Source organism: Pleionea litopenaei, assembly GCF_031198435.1.
Taxonomy (GTDB): domain Bacteria; phylum Pseudomonadota; class Gammaproteobacteria; order Enterobacterales; family Kangiellaceae; genus Pleionea; species Pleionea litopenaei.
Genome location: NZ_CP133548.1, coordinates 3,280,464 through 3,298,816 on the forward strand (window position 1 = coordinate 3,280,464; position 18,353 = coordinate 3,298,816).

17 protein-coding genes are annotated in these 18,353 nt (G+C 44.7%); 11 read left to right on the forward strand and 6 right to left on the reverse strand.

Translation table 11 applies throughout. From position 1 onward, the window contains the following. The first annotated feature begins 34 nt into the window (after positions 1-34). Together Q9312_RS14770 and Q9312_RS14775 are read left to right on the forward strand one after the other, a co-directional pair. Positions 35-1,108 carry a hypothetical protein gene (locus Q9312_RS14770; protein WP_309201627.1) on the forward strand — a complete coding sequence of 358 codons (1,074 nt, stop codon included), beginning with the start codon at positions 35-37 and terminating at the stop codon, positions 1,106-1,108. 133 nt (positions 1,109-1,241) lie between these two features. Continuing rightward, positions 1,242-3,176: a TonB-dependent receptor plug domain-containing protein gene (locus Q9312_RS14775; RefSeq protein ID WP_309201628.1), complete on the forward strand. Its 1,935-nt coding sequence runs from the start codon at positions 1,242-1,244 to the stop codon at positions 3,174-3,176. A 2-nt stretch (positions 3,177-3,178) separates the two neighbouring features. Here Q9312_RS14775 and radC read toward each other — a convergent pair whose 3' ends face one another. Further along, complete coding sequence (gene radC / locus Q9312_RS14780) at positions 3,179-3,853, reverse strand: RadC family protein (RefSeq protein ID WP_309201629.1); 675 nt, start codon at positions 3,851-3,853, stop codon at positions 3,179-3,181. A gap of 268 nt (positions 3,854-4,121) precedes the next feature. Between radC and coaBC the strand changes: the two genes are divergently transcribed. The 4 genes from coaBC to Q9312_RS14800 are packed head-to-tail and all read left to right on the forward strand — an operon-like array spanning position 4,122 to position 9,158. Continuing rightward, on the forward strand, positions 4,122-5,300 hold the full coding sequence (gene coaBC, locus Q9312_RS14785) for a bifunctional phosphopantothenoylcysteine decarboxylase/phosphopantothenate--cysteine ligase CoaBC (RefSeq protein WP_309201630.1): 1,179 nt from the start codon (positions 4,122-4,124) through the stop codon (positions 5,298-5,300). A 26-nt stretch (positions 5,301-5,326) separates the two neighbouring features. Then, positions 5,327-7,843 (forward strand): phosphomannomutase/phosphoglucomutase, encoded by a 2,517-nt coding sequence (locus tag Q9312_RS14790; RefSeq protein WP_309201631.1) that lies wholly within the window; start codon positions 5,327-5,329, stop codon positions 7,841-7,843. 14 nt (positions 7,844-7,857) lie between these two features. Beyond that, positions 7,858-8,442: a nucleoid occlusion factor SlmA gene (slmA, locus tag Q9312_RS14795; protein WP_309201632.1), complete on the forward strand. Its 585-nt coding sequence runs from the start codon at positions 7,858-7,860 to the stop codon at positions 8,440-8,442. 29 nt (positions 8,443-8,471) lie between these two features. Beyond that, positions 8,472-9,158 (forward strand): zinc metallopeptidase, encoded by a 687-nt coding sequence (locus Q9312_RS14800; protein ID WP_309201633.1) that lies wholly within the window; start codon positions 8,472-8,474, stop codon positions 9,156-9,158. A gap of 8 nt (positions 9,159-9,166) precedes the next feature. Here Q9312_RS14800 and yhbY read toward each other — a convergent pair whose 3' ends face one another. Further along, a complete protein-coding gene (gene yhbY, locus Q9312_RS14805) occupies positions 9,167-9,463 on the reverse strand; it encodes a ribosome assembly RNA-binding protein YhbY (protein WP_309201634.1) in 297 nt (98 codons plus the stop codon). A 118-nt stretch (positions 9,464-9,581) separates the two neighbouring features. Here yhbY and rlmE point away from each other — a divergent pair, with 118 nt between their 5' ends. From rlmE to Q9312_RS14830, 5 genes are all read left to right on the forward strand, one after another. Further along, positions 9,582-10,202, forward strand: coding sequence for a 23S rRNA (uridine(2552)-2'-O)-methyltransferase RlmE (gene rlmE, locus Q9312_RS14810; protein ID WP_309201635.1), 621 nt, complete (start codon positions 9,582-9,584; stop codon positions 10,200-10,202). A 138-nt stretch (positions 10,203-10,340) separates the two neighbouring features. Further along, positions 10,341-12,257 carry an ATP-dependent zinc metalloprotease FtsH gene (ftsH, locus tag Q9312_RS14815; RefSeq protein ID WP_309201636.1) on the forward strand — a complete coding sequence of 639 codons (1,917 nt, stop codon included), beginning with the start codon at positions 10,341-10,343 and terminating at the stop codon, positions 12,255-12,257. A gap of 83 nt (positions 12,258-12,340) precedes the next feature. Continuing rightward, positions 12,341-13,156, forward strand: coding sequence for a dihydropteroate synthase (gene folP, locus Q9312_RS14820; RefSeq protein ID WP_309201637.1), 816 nt, complete (start codon positions 12,341-12,343; stop codon positions 13,154-13,156). Positions 13,157-13,181: 25 nt separating this feature from the next. Then, positions 13,182-14,522, forward strand: coding sequence for a phosphoglucosamine mutase (glmM, locus tag Q9312_RS14825; RefSeq protein WP_309201638.1), 1,341 nt, complete (start codon positions 13,182-13,184; stop codon positions 14,520-14,522). Positions 14,523-14,764: 242 nt separating this feature from the next. Further along, a complete protein-coding gene (locus Q9312_RS14830) occupies positions 14,765-15,172 on the forward strand; it encodes a CBS domain-containing protein (RefSeq protein WP_309201639.1) in 408 nt (135 codons plus the stop codon). Between the two features lie 10 nt (positions 15,173-15,182). Here Q9312_RS14830 and nqrM read toward each other — a convergent pair whose 3' ends face one another. From nqrM to nqrF, 4 genes are all read right to left on the reverse strand, one after another. Continuing rightward, a complete protein-coding gene (gene nqrM, locus Q9312_RS14835; RefSeq protein ID WP_309201640.1) occupies positions 15,183-15,410 on the reverse strand; it encodes a (Na+)-NQR maturation NqrM in 228 nt (75 codons plus the stop codon). 11 nt (positions 15,411-15,421) lie between these two features. Further along, positions 15,422-16,336 carry an FAD:protein FMN transferase gene (locus Q9312_RS14840; protein ID WP_309201641.1) on the reverse strand — a complete coding sequence of 305 codons (915 nt, stop codon included), beginning with the start codon at positions 16,334-16,336 and terminating at the stop codon, positions 15,422-15,424. Between the two features lie 113 nt (positions 16,337-16,449). Further along, positions 16,450-17,037, reverse strand: a complete 588-nt coding sequence (locus Q9312_RS14845) for a diguanylate cyclase domain-containing protein (protein WP_309201642.1) — start codon at positions 17,035-17,037, stop codon at positions 16,450-16,452. Positions 17,038-17,113: 76 nt separating this feature from the next. Continuing rightward, positions 17,114-18,340 (reverse strand): NADH:ubiquinone reductase (Na(+)-transporting) subunit F, encoded by a 1,227-nt coding sequence (nqrF, locus tag Q9312_RS14850; protein WP_309201643.1) that lies wholly within the window; start codon positions 18,338-18,340, stop codon positions 17,114-17,116. Positions 18,341-18,353 lie beyond the last annotated feature (13 nt).

An 18,353-nucleotide genomic window follows, 5' to 3' on the forward strand; every position in this document is an offset into this window, starting at 1 on the left:
GTAAGCAATCAACAGGATAGTTAAGGTGTTTTAATTGACATTGTTTGTAAAGGTAAAGATTCATAGCTGCTTAAAAATTTGTACAAGCCAATTGGCTCGAATGTTTCACTTGAAAGTGGCTCTGTGTTTATTTCTTTTATCCTCTGCTGCGTTTGCTAAAAGCGATTTAGCTACGGAAAGCAATGATGTTCAAAATAAACAAGAGAAAGAGAGCTCGTCACAAGAAAGTGAAGCTCAGCAAAATAACAACACGTCAGACAACTCTGCACTTGATTCAGTGCAACAATCTTTAGCTGAGTCCGTTACCGCGACAGCTGCTTGGCTTGACGCCTTTTTCGCAGACCCAGAATACCCAGATACACAAGTCGATGTGAGATTGAATTTGAGACAATATTTCACAAAGCAAGAGTCTTTGCCTGTTGAGTTTAAAACACGTGTTGATGGTCGGGTTAAATTGCCTAATATTTCGAGAAAACTGAGCCTCGTTTTTTCGGGTAACGACGATGATGATGAGAGCGCAGAAAGTCTCGATGATGGCCTTCGTCAAACGGATGATAATCCAAATTTGGGGTTAGAGGTACTCAATCAACGGAAACCAGGAGATTCGGAACGGTTAAAAATTGGTTATCGATTTGGAGAATCTTCGTATTACGTTGGTGGTAGGGTTCGAAGAGCAACGACGATTGCAGAAGATTGGCAAGTGCGAGCATCGCAAAGATTACGTTGGTACCATCAGTTTGGCTGGGAAAGCCAGACTTTTTTTGAGATTGACTACTTAAAAAAGAAGCATCGTTTTTTTCAATATCGAATCAGTACTTTGTGGCGAGAAGATAAGCGACCAGAGATAGGTACAGAGACGAATTCAACTTTTAGCTATGTGCATTTAATTGATGAACAAAGTGCATGGCGAGTTTCATGGAGTTCCGATTACCATACCGAACCACAATCTCGGTGGATCGCAAGTCAATTAGGAATAGGCTATCGACAAGCATTTTATCGAGACTGGTTAAGAGTTGAGTTGCAGCCCTATGTTCGGTGGGAAGAAGCTAACGCTTGGCAGCCAGATTATGGTTTTGTTTTATTGTTCAATGCATTAATTGAACAGTAGTGATAATAAAGATTATTAATTCGGTAAAATTTTAGCTATGCTTGATTCTATAACGATATAAAAATCATCCAATTAGAAGGTGACCGTTATTTCTAATCGAGTATGCAGGCTAATCACGTTCGTTAGTGTAAGTATGGTCTTTACTAACGTTTCTGTTGCTGACGATCTTTCGGGCTTGAGCTTAGATGAGCTGTTGAAAGTGTCGGTGGCCACTCGTGATCAACAATCCGTGATCACCGCGCCAGCTAATGTGAGCGTTTTTACCCGCTATGATATCGAGGCGTTAGGGATATCGAGTGTGCAAGAGCTTCTGAATCTTGTACCAGGCTTTATTTCAGCGCGCGACATCGAGCAGGGAACTGCTGATCGTGTCTCGGTGCGTGGTCGCAGCACTGCTTTGTCTGAATCGGTCCTTTTCTTAATCGATGGCCAGCGCATTAATGATTTGTACTCTGGGGGCATTTCATTACTAAACCGATCTTTAAGTATTGATAATGTAGCTCAAGTCGAAGTTATCAGAGGCCCGGGATCTGCATTGTACGGTTCTAATGCGTTTCTTGGCGTAGTCAATATAATCACTCGAAATACGGCTTCGGAGCTTACAATACGTGCAGGCTCGCTTGGGCATGGTTCCGTTAGCTGGTTGAACAATGGAACCATCGGAAGTGATAAAGAATGGAATGTGTATCTTAGTCATATGGAAGAGTCTGGCGATGATTATGAATTGGTAGATGCTTTTGGATTATTTGCGCCAACTTCAGATGCCATTGCCGCAACTGACTTTTATTCGTCTTTGTCAGTAGGCGCCTGGGATTTTGATGTTCGTTTTATGCAACGAGAGTTGGACGATTTTTTAGTATTCGGTAACCATGGAGACAATCGAGAAGAGACTCGTCAGTGGTCGGTTTCGGCTGAGTATCACCAATCTTTGAGTGAGCAATTTAGCTGGTCTGCTCGCGCCTCCTTGGCTCGAGATCGTTGGAACACTAGGGCGACTTTGATTCCCGCAGGCACTGAAATTGCACCAGGCGAGTTTTTAACCGAAACCTTTTTCGGTGGACCTCTTCTTGAGACTGAAGAATTAAATGTTACTTTCGACGCAACTTGGTTACCGCAAATTGGGCATTCAGTTTTATTTGGTATAGGCGTGCAACAAGACGATATAGTGGATGTCGCTAATGTGACGACGCATAACCCAATAACACTGGAATATTTTGGACAACTGCAAGCTAATCGAAATGACTTGAATTTTTTGGAGCCGAGCGATCGAGACATTCTCAGCGCTTACCTTCAATACCAATGGCAAATATCGCCGTTATGGCAGCTAACCAGTGGAGTCAGATTGGATGACTATTCTGACTTTGGTAGTTCAGTTAACCCAAGACTTGCCCTCGTTTTTCATAAGTCGAAAACATCGAGTATCAAGTTGCTTTATGCAACGGCGTTTCGTGCACCAAATTTTTTAGAGCTTTACGACAAAAACAATCCCGTTGATTTTGGTAATTCAGAATTATATGCAGAAGAAGTCGCCACGTCAGAAATTAGCTGGTTAGAACGCTTTGGGCCACTCCGGCTCGAAATGAATTACTTTTACAATCAGTTTGATCACCTGATTCAACTCGGCGCGAGTGTGGTTGATCCCGATAATCCGCTGAATGCTCCTGGCTTTGTGAATAGTGACAGCGGATATAATTCAGGCGTTGAAACCGTGGTAAACCTGAGAGTTAGCGACACTTTTGGTATCGAGTTAGTTGCGACTTGGTTGAAAGACACTTCATTTAATAATATGCCGCAACATTATGCTTCGATTCGTTTTGCCAAAGGTTGGGATAAGTTTCAGCTAGGCATGACTGGACAATGGGTGGAGCAATCGTCCGCGCACTCCGGTTTGCAAGATTATCAATACTGGAATGCCCACTTGAAGTATCGGTATTCTGAGTCCATGAGTTGGTCTTTAAACGCAAAAAATGTATTTGATAAGCACTTTATGACCTTCTCGAGCGTGTTGCCTCAAGGTACCGCTAATCGCGGGCGACAGTGGGTGCTCGCTTATAATTACTATTTCTAAAACTACATTTGCCCTAATTCCATAAGCGAAGCAATTGAATTATCTGCCACGATTAAATGATCGAGTACTCGTACATCGATCAGGTTGAGTGAGCGCTTTAATGCAGCCGTGATTTCGATATCCGCTTGACTCGGCTCTGCTATTCCTGAGGGATGATTGTGAGCAAAAATCACTGCGGCGGCATTGTGAAAGAGTGCTCGTTGCACAACTACTCTAGGGTACACTGATGCCGAACTAATGGAGCCAGTGAATAACTGCTCAAATGCAATGGTACGATGGCGATTATCTAAAAATAGGCATGCAAACTGCTCGTTTTTGCAATCGCGCAATTGCGCCCGCAGAAATAAACGTGTTTGCTGAGGAGACTCAATGACCGCGTCGCGAATCGTTGCTTGCTCGAGATAGCGACGGCTGACCTCTAAGGCTGCTTGTAATGTTGCAAAGCGAGCACGCCCTAAACCGGGTTGTTGGCAAAACTCTAGCTGACTCTGATTGAGAAGACGTCTGATATCACCGGCTTTGATTAATGCCTCGCGCGCTAGATCAAGAGCATTTTTGCCGGCAGTGCCAGTGTGAATAAAAATCGCTAGCAATTCTGCGTCAGACAAGGTCTCAGCACCTTTGGATAATAGTTTTTCCCTTGGCCGCTCATTTGCTGGCCAGTTTTGAATGCTCACCCAATGCTCTCCTTGCATAGTTGATGATTGCTGATCGGTGCAGAATAACTGACCAGTTGGACACTTTTACATCGCTAATATCTAGTTTTTCTGTCGGAAATGAATGATTCGGACTGCAATTTCTGGTGAAGTTAGTGAATATTCGCTAACATTAGTAATCTAGATAACGTCGTGACCTCCAAGATAATTAGCGAAGCCTCAAGAGCGCGCTTCGAATCTATGGTTGTAGCGATGTAATAAGAGCAATAATGACGGAATTGGACTGTCAATGAAGAATATTTTACTCGGGGTCTCTGGCGGCATAGCAGCCTATAAAAGTGTTGAGTTGTGTCGGCGACTACAAGACAACGGATTCCATGTTCGTGTCGTAATGACCAAAGCCGCCACAGAGTTCGTGACACCACTCACCTTTCAAGCAATATCTGGGCATCCGGTGCATACTGAATTGTTTGACCCTGCGGCGGAAGCGGCAATGGGTCATATTGAGTTGGCCCGTTGGGCTGACCTACTACTCATTGCACCCGCCACGGCCAATACCATCGCAAAGTTAGCGCTTGGGTTGAGCGATGATTTATTAACCACTTTAGTCACAGCAACGGCGGCGCCGGTTGCCATTGCGCCTGCCATGAATCAGCAGATGTGGAAAGCGCCAACGACGGAGCAACATTTATCCGTATTGCGGCAACGTGGCGTTCAAATTATTGGTCCTGCTGCAGGGGCACAAGCGTGTGGCGATGTTGGCTTTGGCCGTATGTTGGAGCCATTAGAAATTGTCGATTATGTTCTTTACCCTGCACAAGATACCTTGCAAGGACAGCATTGGGTGATCACTGCGGGACCTACCCGCGAGCAAATTGATCCGGTGCGTTTTTTGTCAAACAATAGCTCTGGAAAAATGGGCTTTGCGCTAGCAAAAGCGGCCGCAAGACTTGGCGCAAAAGTTACCTTAGTCTCTGGGCCAGTGAGTTTAGAGGCTCCGCCAGCAGTGAACTTGATTAAAGTGAAATCAGCTCAAGATATGTTGGATTCAGTGATGGAACATATTTCTGATGCTCGTGTTTTTATTGGTTGTGCGGCCGTCGCAGACTATCGCCCAGCAGAATTCATCGCACAAAAAATTAAGAAAAATACACAAGAGTTGCACGTCGATTTTGTAAAGAATCCCGATATATTACAAACGGTTGCTGAATTAAAACAGCGGCCATTTTGCGTTGGATTTGCTGCGGAAACCCAAAAATTAGAACATTATGCAAAAGACAAGTTAAAACGTAAAAATCTAGATATGATTTGCGCAAATAATGTCGCGAACGGAAAGATAGGTTTTGACTCTGATGAAAATGCTGTAACGGTTTTTTTTAAGAACGATAGAACTGAAGTCTTACAACAATGCTGTAAGCATAAAATTGCGAGTCAGCTGGTTTATTTAATTCAGAAAAATCTTGGCTAATAAGCAAGGTGCCATAAGGATAAACTGTGAAAAGAAAAGTAAAAGCTCAATCGAGTAACGAGCCCAAAAAGGCGCAACACCTTAAAGGTGCCAAGTCGATCTTAAAGCTTGGAGTACCTTACCTGACATTTTCATTATTAATCATTAGTTTGGTGGCTATTTTGCAATACTATTTAGTGGTTGCAGGGCCCAGTGCAAAAAAGAATGAAATGTTTATAAACACTGCATTGACAAGTTATATCGATTCTATTTTAGTAAAACTTGAAACGTCTAAAGACTTTATCGAAGAGTTTGCTAAAGATCGTCAGCTTGTTGTGGCAATGGCCGATAATGATCAAGCCAAGTTGGCAGCTTTTGAACAAAGAATCTCAAGTCAAATACCCTATTCTCTGGGCGTTAAAATTGTATCCCCTGATCTTATCAAGCAAGACCTAGCTTCAAACCCTCCGATTACCAATGCAGTGCTCGATTCGATAAGAAAAGTAGCTAAAGATAAAGATTTTCATCCTGAAGTCATTGCTCCTGGAACTCCTGAACAGTTTGTCGCGCTTATGGCTCCGATAAAATCTGGTAGTGAAGTAATCGGCGTTGTTTTATTAGGACTTGATCAAACGATAATATCTGACACGATTAAGAAAATTCATCGCACGCCGGGCTATGTCGAGGTATGGCAGAATTTTTATAACAACTCTCAAGTTGTCGGCAGTCAAGGAAACGTAAGCTTTAAACAGGGGGAACCTATTGCTGTTGGTGAAGCTGAAAATTCAAATTGGCAAGTTGCGTTTTGGCCTCAAAATCGGTCAGAATTTTCTGGGCAATCGGAATTATTTTTCTTTATTGGTGGTGTGATCGTTATTTTAATCGTCGCGGGTATTTCATCTATCAATGCATTTAGAGTCATTCAACACAGTGTACGAACCGACACTGGAGAGCTGGCAAAATTATTGATTGATTCACCTCGAAAATTGAAAGACTCATCAAATTCGTTCCAAATCGATTTTTTCCGTGATCTAGTGATGACTTTAGTCCGCAGTGGCTTTACTGGCGTCGGTAACAGTCAAGCCGGAGAAGATGATGACCTCATCGTTGAAGAGGTGACTGACACTAAGCCTTCAATCACTGAGCCCTTGGGCGATAAAAATAATGCGAGTTCAAAAACCTCAACCGCTGTTTCTGTGCCAGAAGGTATTTTTCGAGCCTATGACATTCGAGGAATTGTGGATCAGCAATTAACACCTGAGGTTGTTCGAGAGATAGGCAAAGCAATTGGTAGTGAGGCCTTTGATCGTGGTGAGCAGAAAGTTGTTGTAGCTCGTGACGGAAGACTGTCTGGCCCAACATTGATTAATGCGTTGAAAGAGGGGTTGAAAGCCAGTGGCCGTGACGTCATCGATATCGGTGAAGTGCCAACACCCGTTTTATATTTTGCGACCAATTATTTAGATACTCGATCAGGAGTCATGCTTACCGGTAGTCACAATCCAGCGAATTATAATGGTCTGAAAGTGGTCATTGCGGGTGAGACATTGGCTAAAGAAGGCATTTATAAACTGTACAAGCGTATTCAAAATGGTGAGTTTGTCAGTGGTAAAGGCTCTGAAGATTCGCGTAATTTAGTTCCCGATTATTTGGGTCAAATAACCGCTGATGTTGCGTTAGCACAGCCGCTAAAAGTGGCGGTTGATTGTGGCAATGGTGTTGCTGGAAATATCGCACCTCGCCTTTTGCAAGGCTTAGGCTGCGAGGTTATTGGGCTTTATTGTGATGTGGATGGAAACTTCCCAAATCATCACCCTGATCCAAGTAAGCCAGAAAACCTGAAAGATTTAATCAATATGGTGAAGTCTGAAAAGGCCGATATTGGACTTGCGTTTGATGGTGATGGTGATCGCCTTGGGGTTGTCGTTTCTGACGGCACTATTGTATGGCCAGATCGACAAATGATGCTGTACGCCATCGATGTACTTTCGCGTAACCCAGGGGCCGATATTATTTTCGATGTGAAGTGTACCCGTCACTTACCAAACGTCATATCGTCGCATGGTGGGCGTCCGATCATGTGGAAAACCGGTCATAGTTTAGTCAAAGCGAAGATGAAAGAAACCGGAGCGCTATTAGCGGGTGAGTGTAGCGGACATATCTTCTTCAAAGAGCGCTGGTACGGTTTTGATGATGCTCTGTACACTGCGGCACGGTTACTCGAGATTCTAGCAGGCGATGTGCGTTCTTCTGCTGAAGTTTTTGCAGCGCTCCCGAACAGTCAAGCAACACCAGAACTCAATGTGACCATCTCAGATACTCGTAAATTCGACTTCGTCAACAAGCTGGCCAAAGTCGGTGATTTTGGCAATGGTAGAATTAACACGACCGATGGTATTCGTGTTGACTTTGATGATGGCTGGGGACTCGTCAGAGCTTCAAATACGACACCGTGTTTGGTAATCCGATTTGAAGCCGATACGCAACAAAGCCTTGATCGAATTAAAAACTTATTTAGAGAGCAAATTCTGGCACTCGATAGTTCACTGCAAGTACCATTTTAAGGAGCGAGATCACTATGCCTGCAATTAAAAAGAGTGGCTCGCGCCGCCAAGAAATTCTGCAATGTCTGGCTCATATGCTTGAAACCGAAGTGGGTGGAAGGATTACAACCGCCTCTCTGGCGAAAGAAGTTGGTGTCTCTGAAGCCGCTTTATATCGTCACTTCCCCAGTAAAGCTAAAATGTTTGAGGGATTATTAGAGTTTGTTGAAGAGAGTATTTTTTCTCGGGTGACAAAGATCGTAGCAGAGAGCAAGTCAGCAGAAGAGAAAACGCAAATGATCATTGCACTATTGCTTGGGTTTGCGCAAAAGAATCCTGGAATTTGTCGGCTGTTAACCGGCGATGCGTTAATTGGAGAGCAAGATCGCCTACGAGAGCGAGTGGTGCAGTTTTTTGATCGCATTGAGACGCAAATTAAGCAAGTTATTCGCAGTAGCCGAATGGCTGAGCGGAGCGATCATCTGGATGCAGGTGTTATTGCAAACGCTGTTTTGGCGATGGCTGAAGGCAAGATCCAACAGTTTGTGCGCAGCGGCTTTAAACGCATGCCAACGGAAAACTGGGCGGCTCAATGGCATTATTTGGCCAGTAATGTTTAAGCTAAATTGCTAGTAAATGTGAGGCACCGTTGATTTGGATCGTTTTAATTGTTGTCGTAGTTCTACTCTTGCTCGGTCCTGCATGGTGGGTCAAACATACGCTCAAAAAGCATGGAGTAGATAATTCGAATCTGCCAGGAACAGGAGGTGAACTGGCGGAGCATTTGGCCGCGAGGTTTAAGTTAGAACTCACGGTTGAAGAAACTCAACAAGGTGATCACTATGATCCTGTTGACCGAGCAATTCGACTAGAGCCACGGCACTTTTCTGGACGCTCGTTAAGTGCGGTTGCTGTGGCGGCTCATGAGTTTGGCCATGCTTTACAGCATGCGACAGGTTTTCGGCCCTTATTGTGGCGTACTCGACTGGCAAAAGTGGCTTTAATTTTACAGCAGCTAGGAGCGATTGCTTTCTTGCTCGCTCCTTTTTCTGCCCTGATCACTCGTTCACCAATCATCACTGGCATGCTGATTCTCGTTGGGTTAAGTAATATGCTTTTCTCGGTGTTAATGCACTTTATTACCTTACCTGTTGAATGGGATGCGAGCTTTAAAAGAGCCCTTCCTTTATTGCGTGACGGTGAATACTTAGATGAAGCTCAAATAAAATGCGCTGAACAAGTTTTAACCGCTGCTGCACTGACCTATGTTAGTGCAGCTTTGAAAGGTATTTTAAGTGTTGGACAGTGGTGGGGGTTGGTTCGTCGACTGATTTAGTCAGCGTGTTATTTCGGTAAGTTGATTTTAGGCTTGTCAGAATTACGCTTGAACAACGTAAGAACATGGCCCACACGTTGGATGTTTTGAGCGCCAGACTTTCGACATAATAGCTCAATGATTTCATCTCTTTCTTCACGCTCTTCAGCCCGGACCTTTACTTTGATTAATTCGTGCGTCGCCAAAGCATTGCTGAGCTCGTCTAACAAACCTTCAGTAATACCGTTCGCTCCAACCATTACCACAGGTTTTAAGCTGTGTGCCAGCGAGCGTAAATAACGAACTTGTGATGTAGTTAACTTCATGAATGAATTCTCCTCAATAACTCGAGTCATCTCAACTGGAGTAAGTTATTATTCTACCTGATTTGCTAGATACGATATAATATTATTTCTAGTTATTCGAGATTGAGGTTGATGGTACGTGGGCCGGAGTAAGACCAGCAAAGGTTGGTTAAAAGAACATTTTGACGATCCTTTCGTCAAGAAAGCACAATTTGAAGGTCGTCGCTCGCGAGCTTTGTTTAAGCTCGATGAAATGGATCAAAAAGACCGGCTGTTTCAAAAAGGCCAGACGGTGGTCGATCTTGGTGCAGCCCCGGGTGGTTGGTCTGAATTGGCCATTGAGAAAGTTGGCGACAAAGGCCGCGTGTTTGCGCTGGATATTCTTCCCATGGACGCATTGGCCGGCGTTGATTTTATTCAAGGTGACTTTCGTGAGGAGTCCGTGCTGAATCAACTTTTAAATGCGATGGGAGAGCACAAAGCAGACCTTGTTTTATCTGATATGGCCCCCAATATAAGTGGAATGAACGCGGTTGATCAGCCGCGCGCGATGTATTTAGTGGAGCTAGCGCTCGATCTGGCACGTCAAGTGCTTAGAAAAGGAGGTGGCTTCGTGGTAAAGATTTTTCAAGGAGAAGGCTTCGATCAATACCTAGCTGAGGTCCGATCGGCGTTCTCTAGCGTTAAAATAAGGAAGCCAGAGGCTTCGCGGGCTCGTTCGCGTGAAGTTTATATATTGGCTAAAGGCTTTCGTGGCTGAATAGATCGATGAGCAGAGATGATACAAGTAGTTTGTGTCAATGGATCGAAAACTGTTACGAATAACGGTTTGACACCCACTCTCAGTCGGTAATAATGCCCAAATGAAATGTGAAATGAGGTCGTTAACTTGAACGATATGGCGAAGAATTTATTACTTTGGGCCGTGATAGCGGTGGTTTTGGTGGCAGTCTTTAAGGGCTTGAACACGGGCCCGTCTCAAAACCAAGAGTATTTGTACAGTGATTTGCTGCAAGACATTGATAATGGGAGCGTTGCCTCCGTTGTTATTCAAGGTCAAGAAGCGAAGGTGAAGCTCAACGACAGCACGGTTCGCACGGCGGTATTGCCGCCAGCAAGTGCTGCTTATGAGCAACTGCTATTGCGTGCGGACAAGCAAAAAGTGCAAGTAGAGAGTAAGAAGCTCGATGACGGCAACGGCTTCTGGACCATTCTATTGTATTTGCTTCCTACGGCTCTCATCATCGGGTTTTGGATCTTCATGCTGCGCCAGATGCAGGGCGGTGGTGGCAAAGGCGCGATGTCCTTTGGCAAAAGCAAAGCTCGCTTAATGGGTGAAGACCAGATCAAAACCACCTTTGCCGATGTCGCTGGGGTCGAAGAAGCGAAAGAAGAGGTTGAAGAGTTAGTCGATTTCTTGCGCGATCCTGGGAAGTTTCAGCGTTTAGGCGGCAAAATTCCTCGCGGTGTCTTGATGGTAGGCCCGCCAGGAACAGGTAAGACCTTATTAGCCAAAGCGATTGCAGGTGAAGCGAAAGTACCGTTTTTTACGATCTCTGGTTCAGACTTTGTTGAAATGTTTGTCGGTGTCGGTGCATCGCGTGTTCGAGATATGTTTGATCAAGCTAAAAAGCATGCTCCGTGTATCATCTTTATTGATGAAATTGATGCTGTCGGACGTCATCGCGGTGCTGGATTAGGTGGTGGTCACGATGAGCGTGAGCAAACGCTTAACCAGTTACTGGTTGAGATGGATGGTTTTGAAGGCGGAGAAGGCGTCATCGTTATCGCTGCGACCAACCGTCCTGATGTGTTGGATCCTGCGTTATTAAGACCGGGCCGATTTGATCGCCAAGTGGTTGTTGGATTGCCAGATATTCGCGGTCGCGAACAAATTTTGAAGGTTCACATGCGTAAAGTACCGTTAGGTGACGATGTTGAACCGGCAGTCATTGCGCGAGGAACACCTGGATTCTCAGGTGCCGATTTAGCAAACTTGGTAAACGAAGCGGCGCTGTTTGCTGCTCGAGCGAATCGTCGTACGGTGTCGATGGAAGAGTTTGATAAAGCGAAAGATAAAATTATGATGGGCGCCGAGCGTAAGTCGATGGTCATGAGTGAAGAAGAAAAGCTCAACACGGCCTATCATGAAGCGGGTCATGCCATCGTTGGGCGTTTAGTGCCTAAGCACGACCCGGTTTACAAAGTCAGTATCATTCCGCGTGGCAGAGCTTTGGGGGTCACTATGTACCTACCTGAAGAAGATAAGTATAGCCAGAGCAAAGAACAGCTCGAAAGCATGCTCAGTTCATTGTATGGCGGACGTATTGCTGAAGAAATGATTAATGGCAAAGAAGGCGTCACAACGGGTGCTTCGAATGACATCCAACGAGCGACGGAGATTGCTCGAAATATGGTGACGCATTATGGCTTATCTGAACGCATGGGGCCTTTGAGCTACGCCGAAGACGAAGGTGAAGTGTTCTTGGGTCGTTCGGTGACGCAACATAAGTCCATTTCAGGTTGGACGATGAAAGCGATTGACGAAGAAGTGCGTGAAATCATTGACCGCAATTATTCGCGGGCGCAGAAAATCCTCGAAGATCATAAAGATAAACTTCATGCGATGGCTAAAGCCTTGATGAAATACGAAACCATTGATGCTCATCAAATCGACGATATTATGGATGGAAAAGAGCCACGACCACCCGAAGGTTGGGATGATCGGGGTGGTCCATCAAATAGCACGCCGTCGGGAACGGCGCCATCAGATAGCTCGTCCCGCCCAATCGGTGGTCCAGCGAGCGAGCATTAATTTGCGAGTAAAAGTAAGGAGCGCATTGCGCTCCTTTTTTCATTTCTGAGATAATTAGGTGCAACGAAAACGGATTTAATATTATGCACTCTCTCTACACTCGAAAATCTTTGCAAGTCATGGGTATTTTAAACGTGACTCCAGATTCATTTTCTGACGGCGGTCATTTTAATAGCCGCGATAAAGCTTTAGCGCACGCAGAGGAAATGATAAGTAATGGCGTAGACATCATTGATGTGGGTGGCGAGTCGACGCGTCCTGGCGCAGCTGAGGTCAGTGTGCAAGAAGAAATCGATAGAGTTATTCCTTTAGTCGAAGCGCTTGTCGAATATGCAATACCCGTCTCAATTGATACCAGCAAGCCTGAGGTTATGCGAGCCGCAGTGAATGCTGGGGCGTCATTGATTAACGACGTTAGAGCACTGCAAACTCCGGGTGCGCTAGAGGCGGCGGTTGAGTGCCAGGTACCAGTTTGCCTTATGCATATGCAAGGACAACCTCGGACGATGCAGCATGCTCCCAGTTATCAAGATGTTATTCTCGACGTGATGGCGTTTTTAGCGCAACGTGTTCAAGACTGTGAAGCCGCTGGGCTGTCTCGAGCGCTGCTTTCGATTGATCCTGGGTTTGGTTTCGGTAAGTCACTGCAACATAATTTGCAGTTGTTGCGCCACCTTTCTCAATTTAAGCAGATGAAGTTACCATTGTTAGTGGGTATTTCACGCAAGACTATGCTCGGTGAAATCACGGGGAAATCAGTTGAGGATCGAGTTTCTGCGAGTGTCGCTGCGGCGGTTATTGCGGCCTATCAAGGCGCTAATATTATTCGTGTTCACGATGTATCGGAAACCGTGGACGCTATGAAGTTGGTTGATGCACTATTAACTTTAGAAGATTAAAACTAAGAAATTGTGAGTAAGTAAAATGAGCGAGAGAAAATATTTCGGCACTGACGGTGTTCGTGGCACGGTCGGCGAGTATCCCATTACTCCAGACTTTGCTTTGAAACTCGGTTGGGCGGTTGGAAAAGTGTTAGGGAAAGGTCATGGTGGAAAGGTTTTAATCGGCAAAGATACCCGAATTTCAGGGTATATGTTTGAGTCTGCACTTGAAGCGGGATTAATTGCTGCCGGTGTTGATGTGCTGCAGCTTGGACCAATGCCAACGCCAGGCATTGCTTATTTAACACGAACTTTTCGAGCCGATGCTGGTATTGTTATTTCAGCCTCTCATAATCCATATAATGATAATGGAATTAAGTTTTTCTCTGAAGACGGCTTTAAACTTCCTGATGAGGTCGAGTTAGAAATTGAAGCGATGTTGGATCAGCCGATGCAAACGGTCGGTTCGTCTGAGCTCGGTAAAGCTCGCCGAGTAGAAGATGCTCGCGGCCGATACATCGAATTTTGTAAGGCGACCATACCTTCTTCAATTAATTTATCGAACTTAAAAATCGTGCTGGATTGTGCTCACGGTGCGACTTATCACATAGCTCCAGAAGTCTTTTCTGAACTAGGGGCAGAAGTCGTTAGTATTGGAGTGAAGCCAAATGGTTTGAATATTAATCAGAATTGCGGCGCAACGGATACGAGTAAATTAGCAGAAACGGTTTTGGCCGAGAAAGCGCACCTCGGTATCGCGTTTGATGGTGATGGCGATCGCGTCATGATGGTCGATGAAAAAGGTGAGCAAGTGGATGGCGACCAACTGCTATTTATTATTGCAAGAGACGCCAAAAAGCGCGGTAAGCTCCAAGGTGGAGTCGTTGGAACGCTAATGACGAATTTAGGCATGGAAAAAGCCTTAGTAAAATACGATATTCCTTTTGCCAGAGCGAAAGTTGGTGATCGTTATGTCATGGAAAAACTAAAAGAAAATGATTGGTTAATTGGTGGCGAGTCATCTGGCCATGTTATTTGCTTAAACTCGACCACGACCGGCGATGGCATTGTCGCGGCTTTGCAAGTATTAGCTGTAATGGCGAAGCAGCAATTATCGCTCAATGAACTCAAGTCTGGAATGTCAAAATACCCGCAGACTATGATTAATGTTCGTTTATCGTCGCGAGATGTACGTCCGCTCGAGATTCCTGAAGTTCAAGATGCGGTTAAAGTTGCTGAGCGAGAACTCGGTGATCGCGGTCGAGTACTGTTACGTCCATCGGGTACCGAGCCACTCATTCGAGTAATGGTCGAAGGTGAAGATGCCGGTACGGTGAAAGAGTGTGCACAACGCTTAGCCAATGTCGTTGAGCAGTTTAGTTAATCCTGCCTTATCTTAGCGGCAATGCGGAGCGACAATTTTGCGCTCCGCAACATAAAAAAAACGCCAATTTCTAGTTAAATTCAAAACTTTGTGATTTACTTATTAGTAAGCGATTCAGTTGCTATCGGCGAGTAGAAATAATTGTTCGAAAAGAGAAATACTTGTTCGCTAGTGAATTAGCTGACGCAGGCAATGTTGTAAGTGCTTAAAATTTGGGAACACCTTAACTGGGAGGAATGTGAATGTTAAAGTCCGTGACAACACGCGATTATATGACTTCTGCATCAATAGTGCTTAAACCAGAGCAAGATATCCTCAAAGCTGTAGAGACGTTACTTGAGTATCGATTAACCGGAGCCCCCGTTGTTGATGAACACCGTGAAGTGATTGGTTTTTTATCTGAGAAAGATTGTCTTCATGTGGTTTTGAGTGCCATATACAATGGAAATATGGGGGAGTCTGTTGGTGATCGAATGAGCCATAAAGTAATGAGTGCCCACCCAGATGACAGTATCGCTGATGTGGCAGAACGATTTTTAAAGTGCAATTGTCGCTGCTTTCCAGTGATCGAAAAGAATGTTCTCGTCGGTATGATTTCGCGCGCGAACGTGCTTCAAGCCATGGAAAAAATAGGTGTCAACTGGGATTAACTCTTTAAATTTACTGTTGCTTGATGTCAATCTCTAGTTGATTTCTTGCAGCAGCCTTACGGTCTCTCTCTTTACGCTTTTCACAGGGTTCATCGCAATCACAGACCTTTTTAATGCCTAGGGTGGTTAATCCTCCACAACTGCCGGTGATCGTTTTACGTTGGAATATGTAGCCGACCGCCATAATGACGATGACCAGCATCAAAATACCAAATGTAATTAAAAATAAACTGAGCATTGTTTGAAAACCTACTTCTTTAAATAAGGCTCAAAGCTTGGCGAAAAACTTTCCACAAAGCCATCGGATGATTTTTGAATAAAAAACGCTGCAATATTTTGCTGTTTTGCAATCTCCATTGACCGAGCTTCTCCGAGCACCATAAACGCGGTTGCTAGTCCGTCGGCTTCCATTGCACTGGGAGCGAGTACCGTGACTGAGACTAACGAGTGCTCAATTGGGTAGCCGGTTGTTGGGTCAATGGTATGGGAGTATCGCTTACCGTCTTTTTCAAAGTAGTTTCGATAATCCCCAGACGTTGCAACGCCCATTATATCTGGGTTGATTATTTTTTGCACTGTTCTTGCTTCACTGATTGGGCTTTCTATCGCTATATTCCAAGGGGTTCCACGCGGACTTTGGCCGCGCATTCTCAACTCACCGCCCACTTCAACCATATAAGACTCGATGCCCTGCGACTCCATAAAGTTAGCCAATTCGTCGACACCATAGCCTTTAGCGATGGCGGATAAATTAATAAATAATTCTGGAGAGCTCTTGGTGATGCAGGGAACGCTCATATCGACAAGAGTGCTCTCAAATCTAATTTGAGAGAGTGCGTCTTGAATCGATTTTGGCTCTGGAATTTTATGCCCGGTATCTTTTCGATCAAAGCCCCATAGTTCGATTAATGGACCAAGACCAGGATTAAATGCACCATCAGATAACTGATTGATCTTTAAAGCGCCTGCAACGACTTGCGCCGTATCGGAGGTAACCGGTACGCAACGTCCGGAATGGTCGTTGTTTAATTGCATGAGATCTGAATTGTCGATATAAGTCGATAAATGTTGGTTGAGCTCTATAAGACGCTGGCTTATGCCTTGCTGAATGTGCTGTGCGTTTTTAGAAGAGCCGTGGTAAGTAATATGGTAAGTGGTGCCCATGGTCGATCCGGAGAGCTTTAAATAGTCCTCAGAAGATGAACAGGACAGCAAAGATACAGCCAAACAAAGGGAACATAACAAGCGGAGGGCAGCTAACATGAGTGATAAACCAACTAGTTCGAGGGTGATTCTTCAGGCAATGTTTCTTCAGTGAAGTATTGTACCCCAGATACTCCTTGATCTTTAGCTTTTTGAAGGGCTTTTTGGCAACATTCAGTCAGGTTTTTTAAATTGGGCGTCAGTCCTGTGACATGACTGATCCCAACGAACACAGGCGTATCGATGGCTTTTAAAACGTCATTAAAGATTCGTTCAATCACGGCTCGTGCGTCATGGGTGTTCGTATGGGTTAAGGCTAACATTAAGGTATCGTCACTGTAACGACCTAAGCAATCGGTTAAGCGCAACAATCGCTTCAAGTGTTGTGCTGTTTGTTTGAATTGTTTTAGTTGTTTTGCATTGGATAAATCTAATTCTGAGAAAGATATTATTCCAAGCGTTAATGGTAGCTGATAGCGTTTTGCTGCAGAAAATGCTTGATTGAGTTCTGCTTGCAATGCATGTTTACTTAAGACTTGTGTTGCTTCGTCAATCCGTTGCAACGACAATAACTGCTTCTTTTTTTGCTGCAATTGGAAATACAACAACACCAAGGCGACGAGACTTGCAGTCTGGGAAATTAGAAGAATAGATTCGATCATTGCTGAACTATAGCCTGACTAGCGATAAAAAAAAAGCGGCTGAAGTAGCCGCTTTCTTAGACAGTGCTCTGGGGGTTTAACCACCAAAATCGTCAAGGAAAATGTTGTCGCGTTCTACGCCAAGATCTTCCAGCATCTTGATGACTGCAGCGTTCATCATTGGCGGTCCACACATGTAGTATTCACAATCTTCAGGCGCTTTATGATTTTTCAAATAGTTTTCATAAAGAACTTCGTGAATAAAGCCTGTGTAACCTTCCCAGTTATCTTCTGGTAACGGATCCGACAACGCGGTATGCCACTCAAAGTTTTCATTCTCTGCGGCTAACATGTCAAAGTCTTCAACATAGAACATTTCGCGTTTACTACGTGCACCGTACCAAAAAGTAATTTTACGATCGGTCTTAATACGACGTAACTGATCGAAAATATGTGAACGCATGGGTGCCATACCAGCACCACCGCCGATGAAGACCATTTCATTTTGAGTGTCTTTGGCGAAAAACTCACCATAAGGACCTGAAATAGTAACCTTGTCACCTGGCTTAAGATTGAAAATGTACGATGACATTTGTCCAGGAGGTAATCCCCAATCACGTGGTGGTGGAGTTGCGATACGAACATTCAACATGATCATACCTTTTTCTTCTGGGTAGTTTGCCATTGAGTAAGCTCGAATAACCGGCTCTTTCACTTCTGAGACGAGGTCCCAAATTTTGAAGCGGTCCCAGTCTGAATGGTATTCTTCAGCTACGTCCATATCTTTGTAGTTAGAGACATGTGGTGGACATTCGATTTGTATATAACCACCGGCACGGAATGGAACAACTTCACCTTCAGGCAGCTTCAAGCGCAGCTCTTTGATGAAGGTCGCAACGTTATCGTTCGAGATAACTTCACATTCCCATTTTTTTGTGCCAAATACTTCTTCAGGAAGCTCAACCTTCATATCTTGCTTTACTGCAACCTGACACGAGAGGCGATAGCCTTCTGCGGCTTCACGTTTGGTGATATGGCTTTCTTCGGTTGGTAGTATTGAACCGCCACCATCTAAAACCTTACAACGACACTGACCACAAGTTCCGCCGCCACCACATGCGGATGACACGAAGATGCCGCGATCGGCGAGTGCGCCAAGAAGCTTGCCGCCTGCTGCAGTTTTGATCGCTTTGTCGGCATCGTCATTGATATCAATGGTAACGTCGCCACTAGGAACCAGTTTCGATTTTGCGAATAAAATAATGAGTACCAGCGCAAGGACAACCCCGGTAAACACTGAGACGCCTAAAATAATCTCTTGCATGGGTAATACCTTC

Bases quoted from the DNA above. Each gene is read 5' to 3' on its own strand.
- slmA (WP_309201632.1), top strand. From the start codon at position 7,858: ATGCCTGCAATTAAAAAGAGTGGCTCGCGCCGCCAAGAAATTCTGCAA.
- ftsH (WP_309201636.1), top strand. From the start codon at position 10,341: ATGGCGAAGAATTTATTACTTTGGGCCGTGATAGCGGTGGTTTTGGTG.
- Q9312_RS14830 (WP_309201639.1), top strand. From the start codon at position 14,765: ATGTTAAAGTCCGTGACAACACGCGATTATATGACTTCTGCATCAATA.
- coaBC (WP_309201630.1), top strand. From the start codon at position 4,122: ATGAAGAATATTTTACTCGGGGTCTCTGGCGGCATAGCAGCCTATAAA.
- folP (WP_309201637.1), top strand. From the start codon at position 12,341: ATGCACTCTCTCTACACTCGAAAATCTTTGCAAGTCATGGGTATTTTA.
- Q9312_RS14840 (WP_309201641.1), bottom strand. From the start codon at position 16,336: ATGGGCACCACTTACCATATTACTTACCACGGCTCTTCTAAAAACGCA.
- Q9312_RS14775 (WP_309201628.1), top strand. From the start codon at position 1,242: ATGGTCTTTACTAACGTTTCTGTTGCTGACGATCTTTCGGGCTTGAGC.
- Q9312_RS14845 (WP_309201642.1), bottom strand. From the start codon at position 17,037: ATGATCGAATCTATTCTTCTAATTTCCCAGACTGCAAGTCTCGTCGCC.
- yhbY (WP_309201634.1), bottom strand. From the start codon at position 9,463: ATGAAGTTAACTACATCACAAGTTCGTTATTTACGCTCGCTGGCACAC.
- nqrM (WP_309201640.1), bottom strand. From the start codon at position 15,410: ATGCTCAGTTTATTTTTAATTACATTTGGTATTTTGATGCTGGTCATC.
- glmM (WP_309201638.1), top strand. From the start codon at position 13,182: ATGAGCGAGAGAAAATATTTCGGCACTGACGGTGTTCGTGGCACGGTC.
- nqrF (WP_309201643.1), bottom strand. From the start codon at position 18,340: ATGCAAGAGATTATTTTAGGCGTCTCAGTGTTTACCGGGGTTGTCCTT.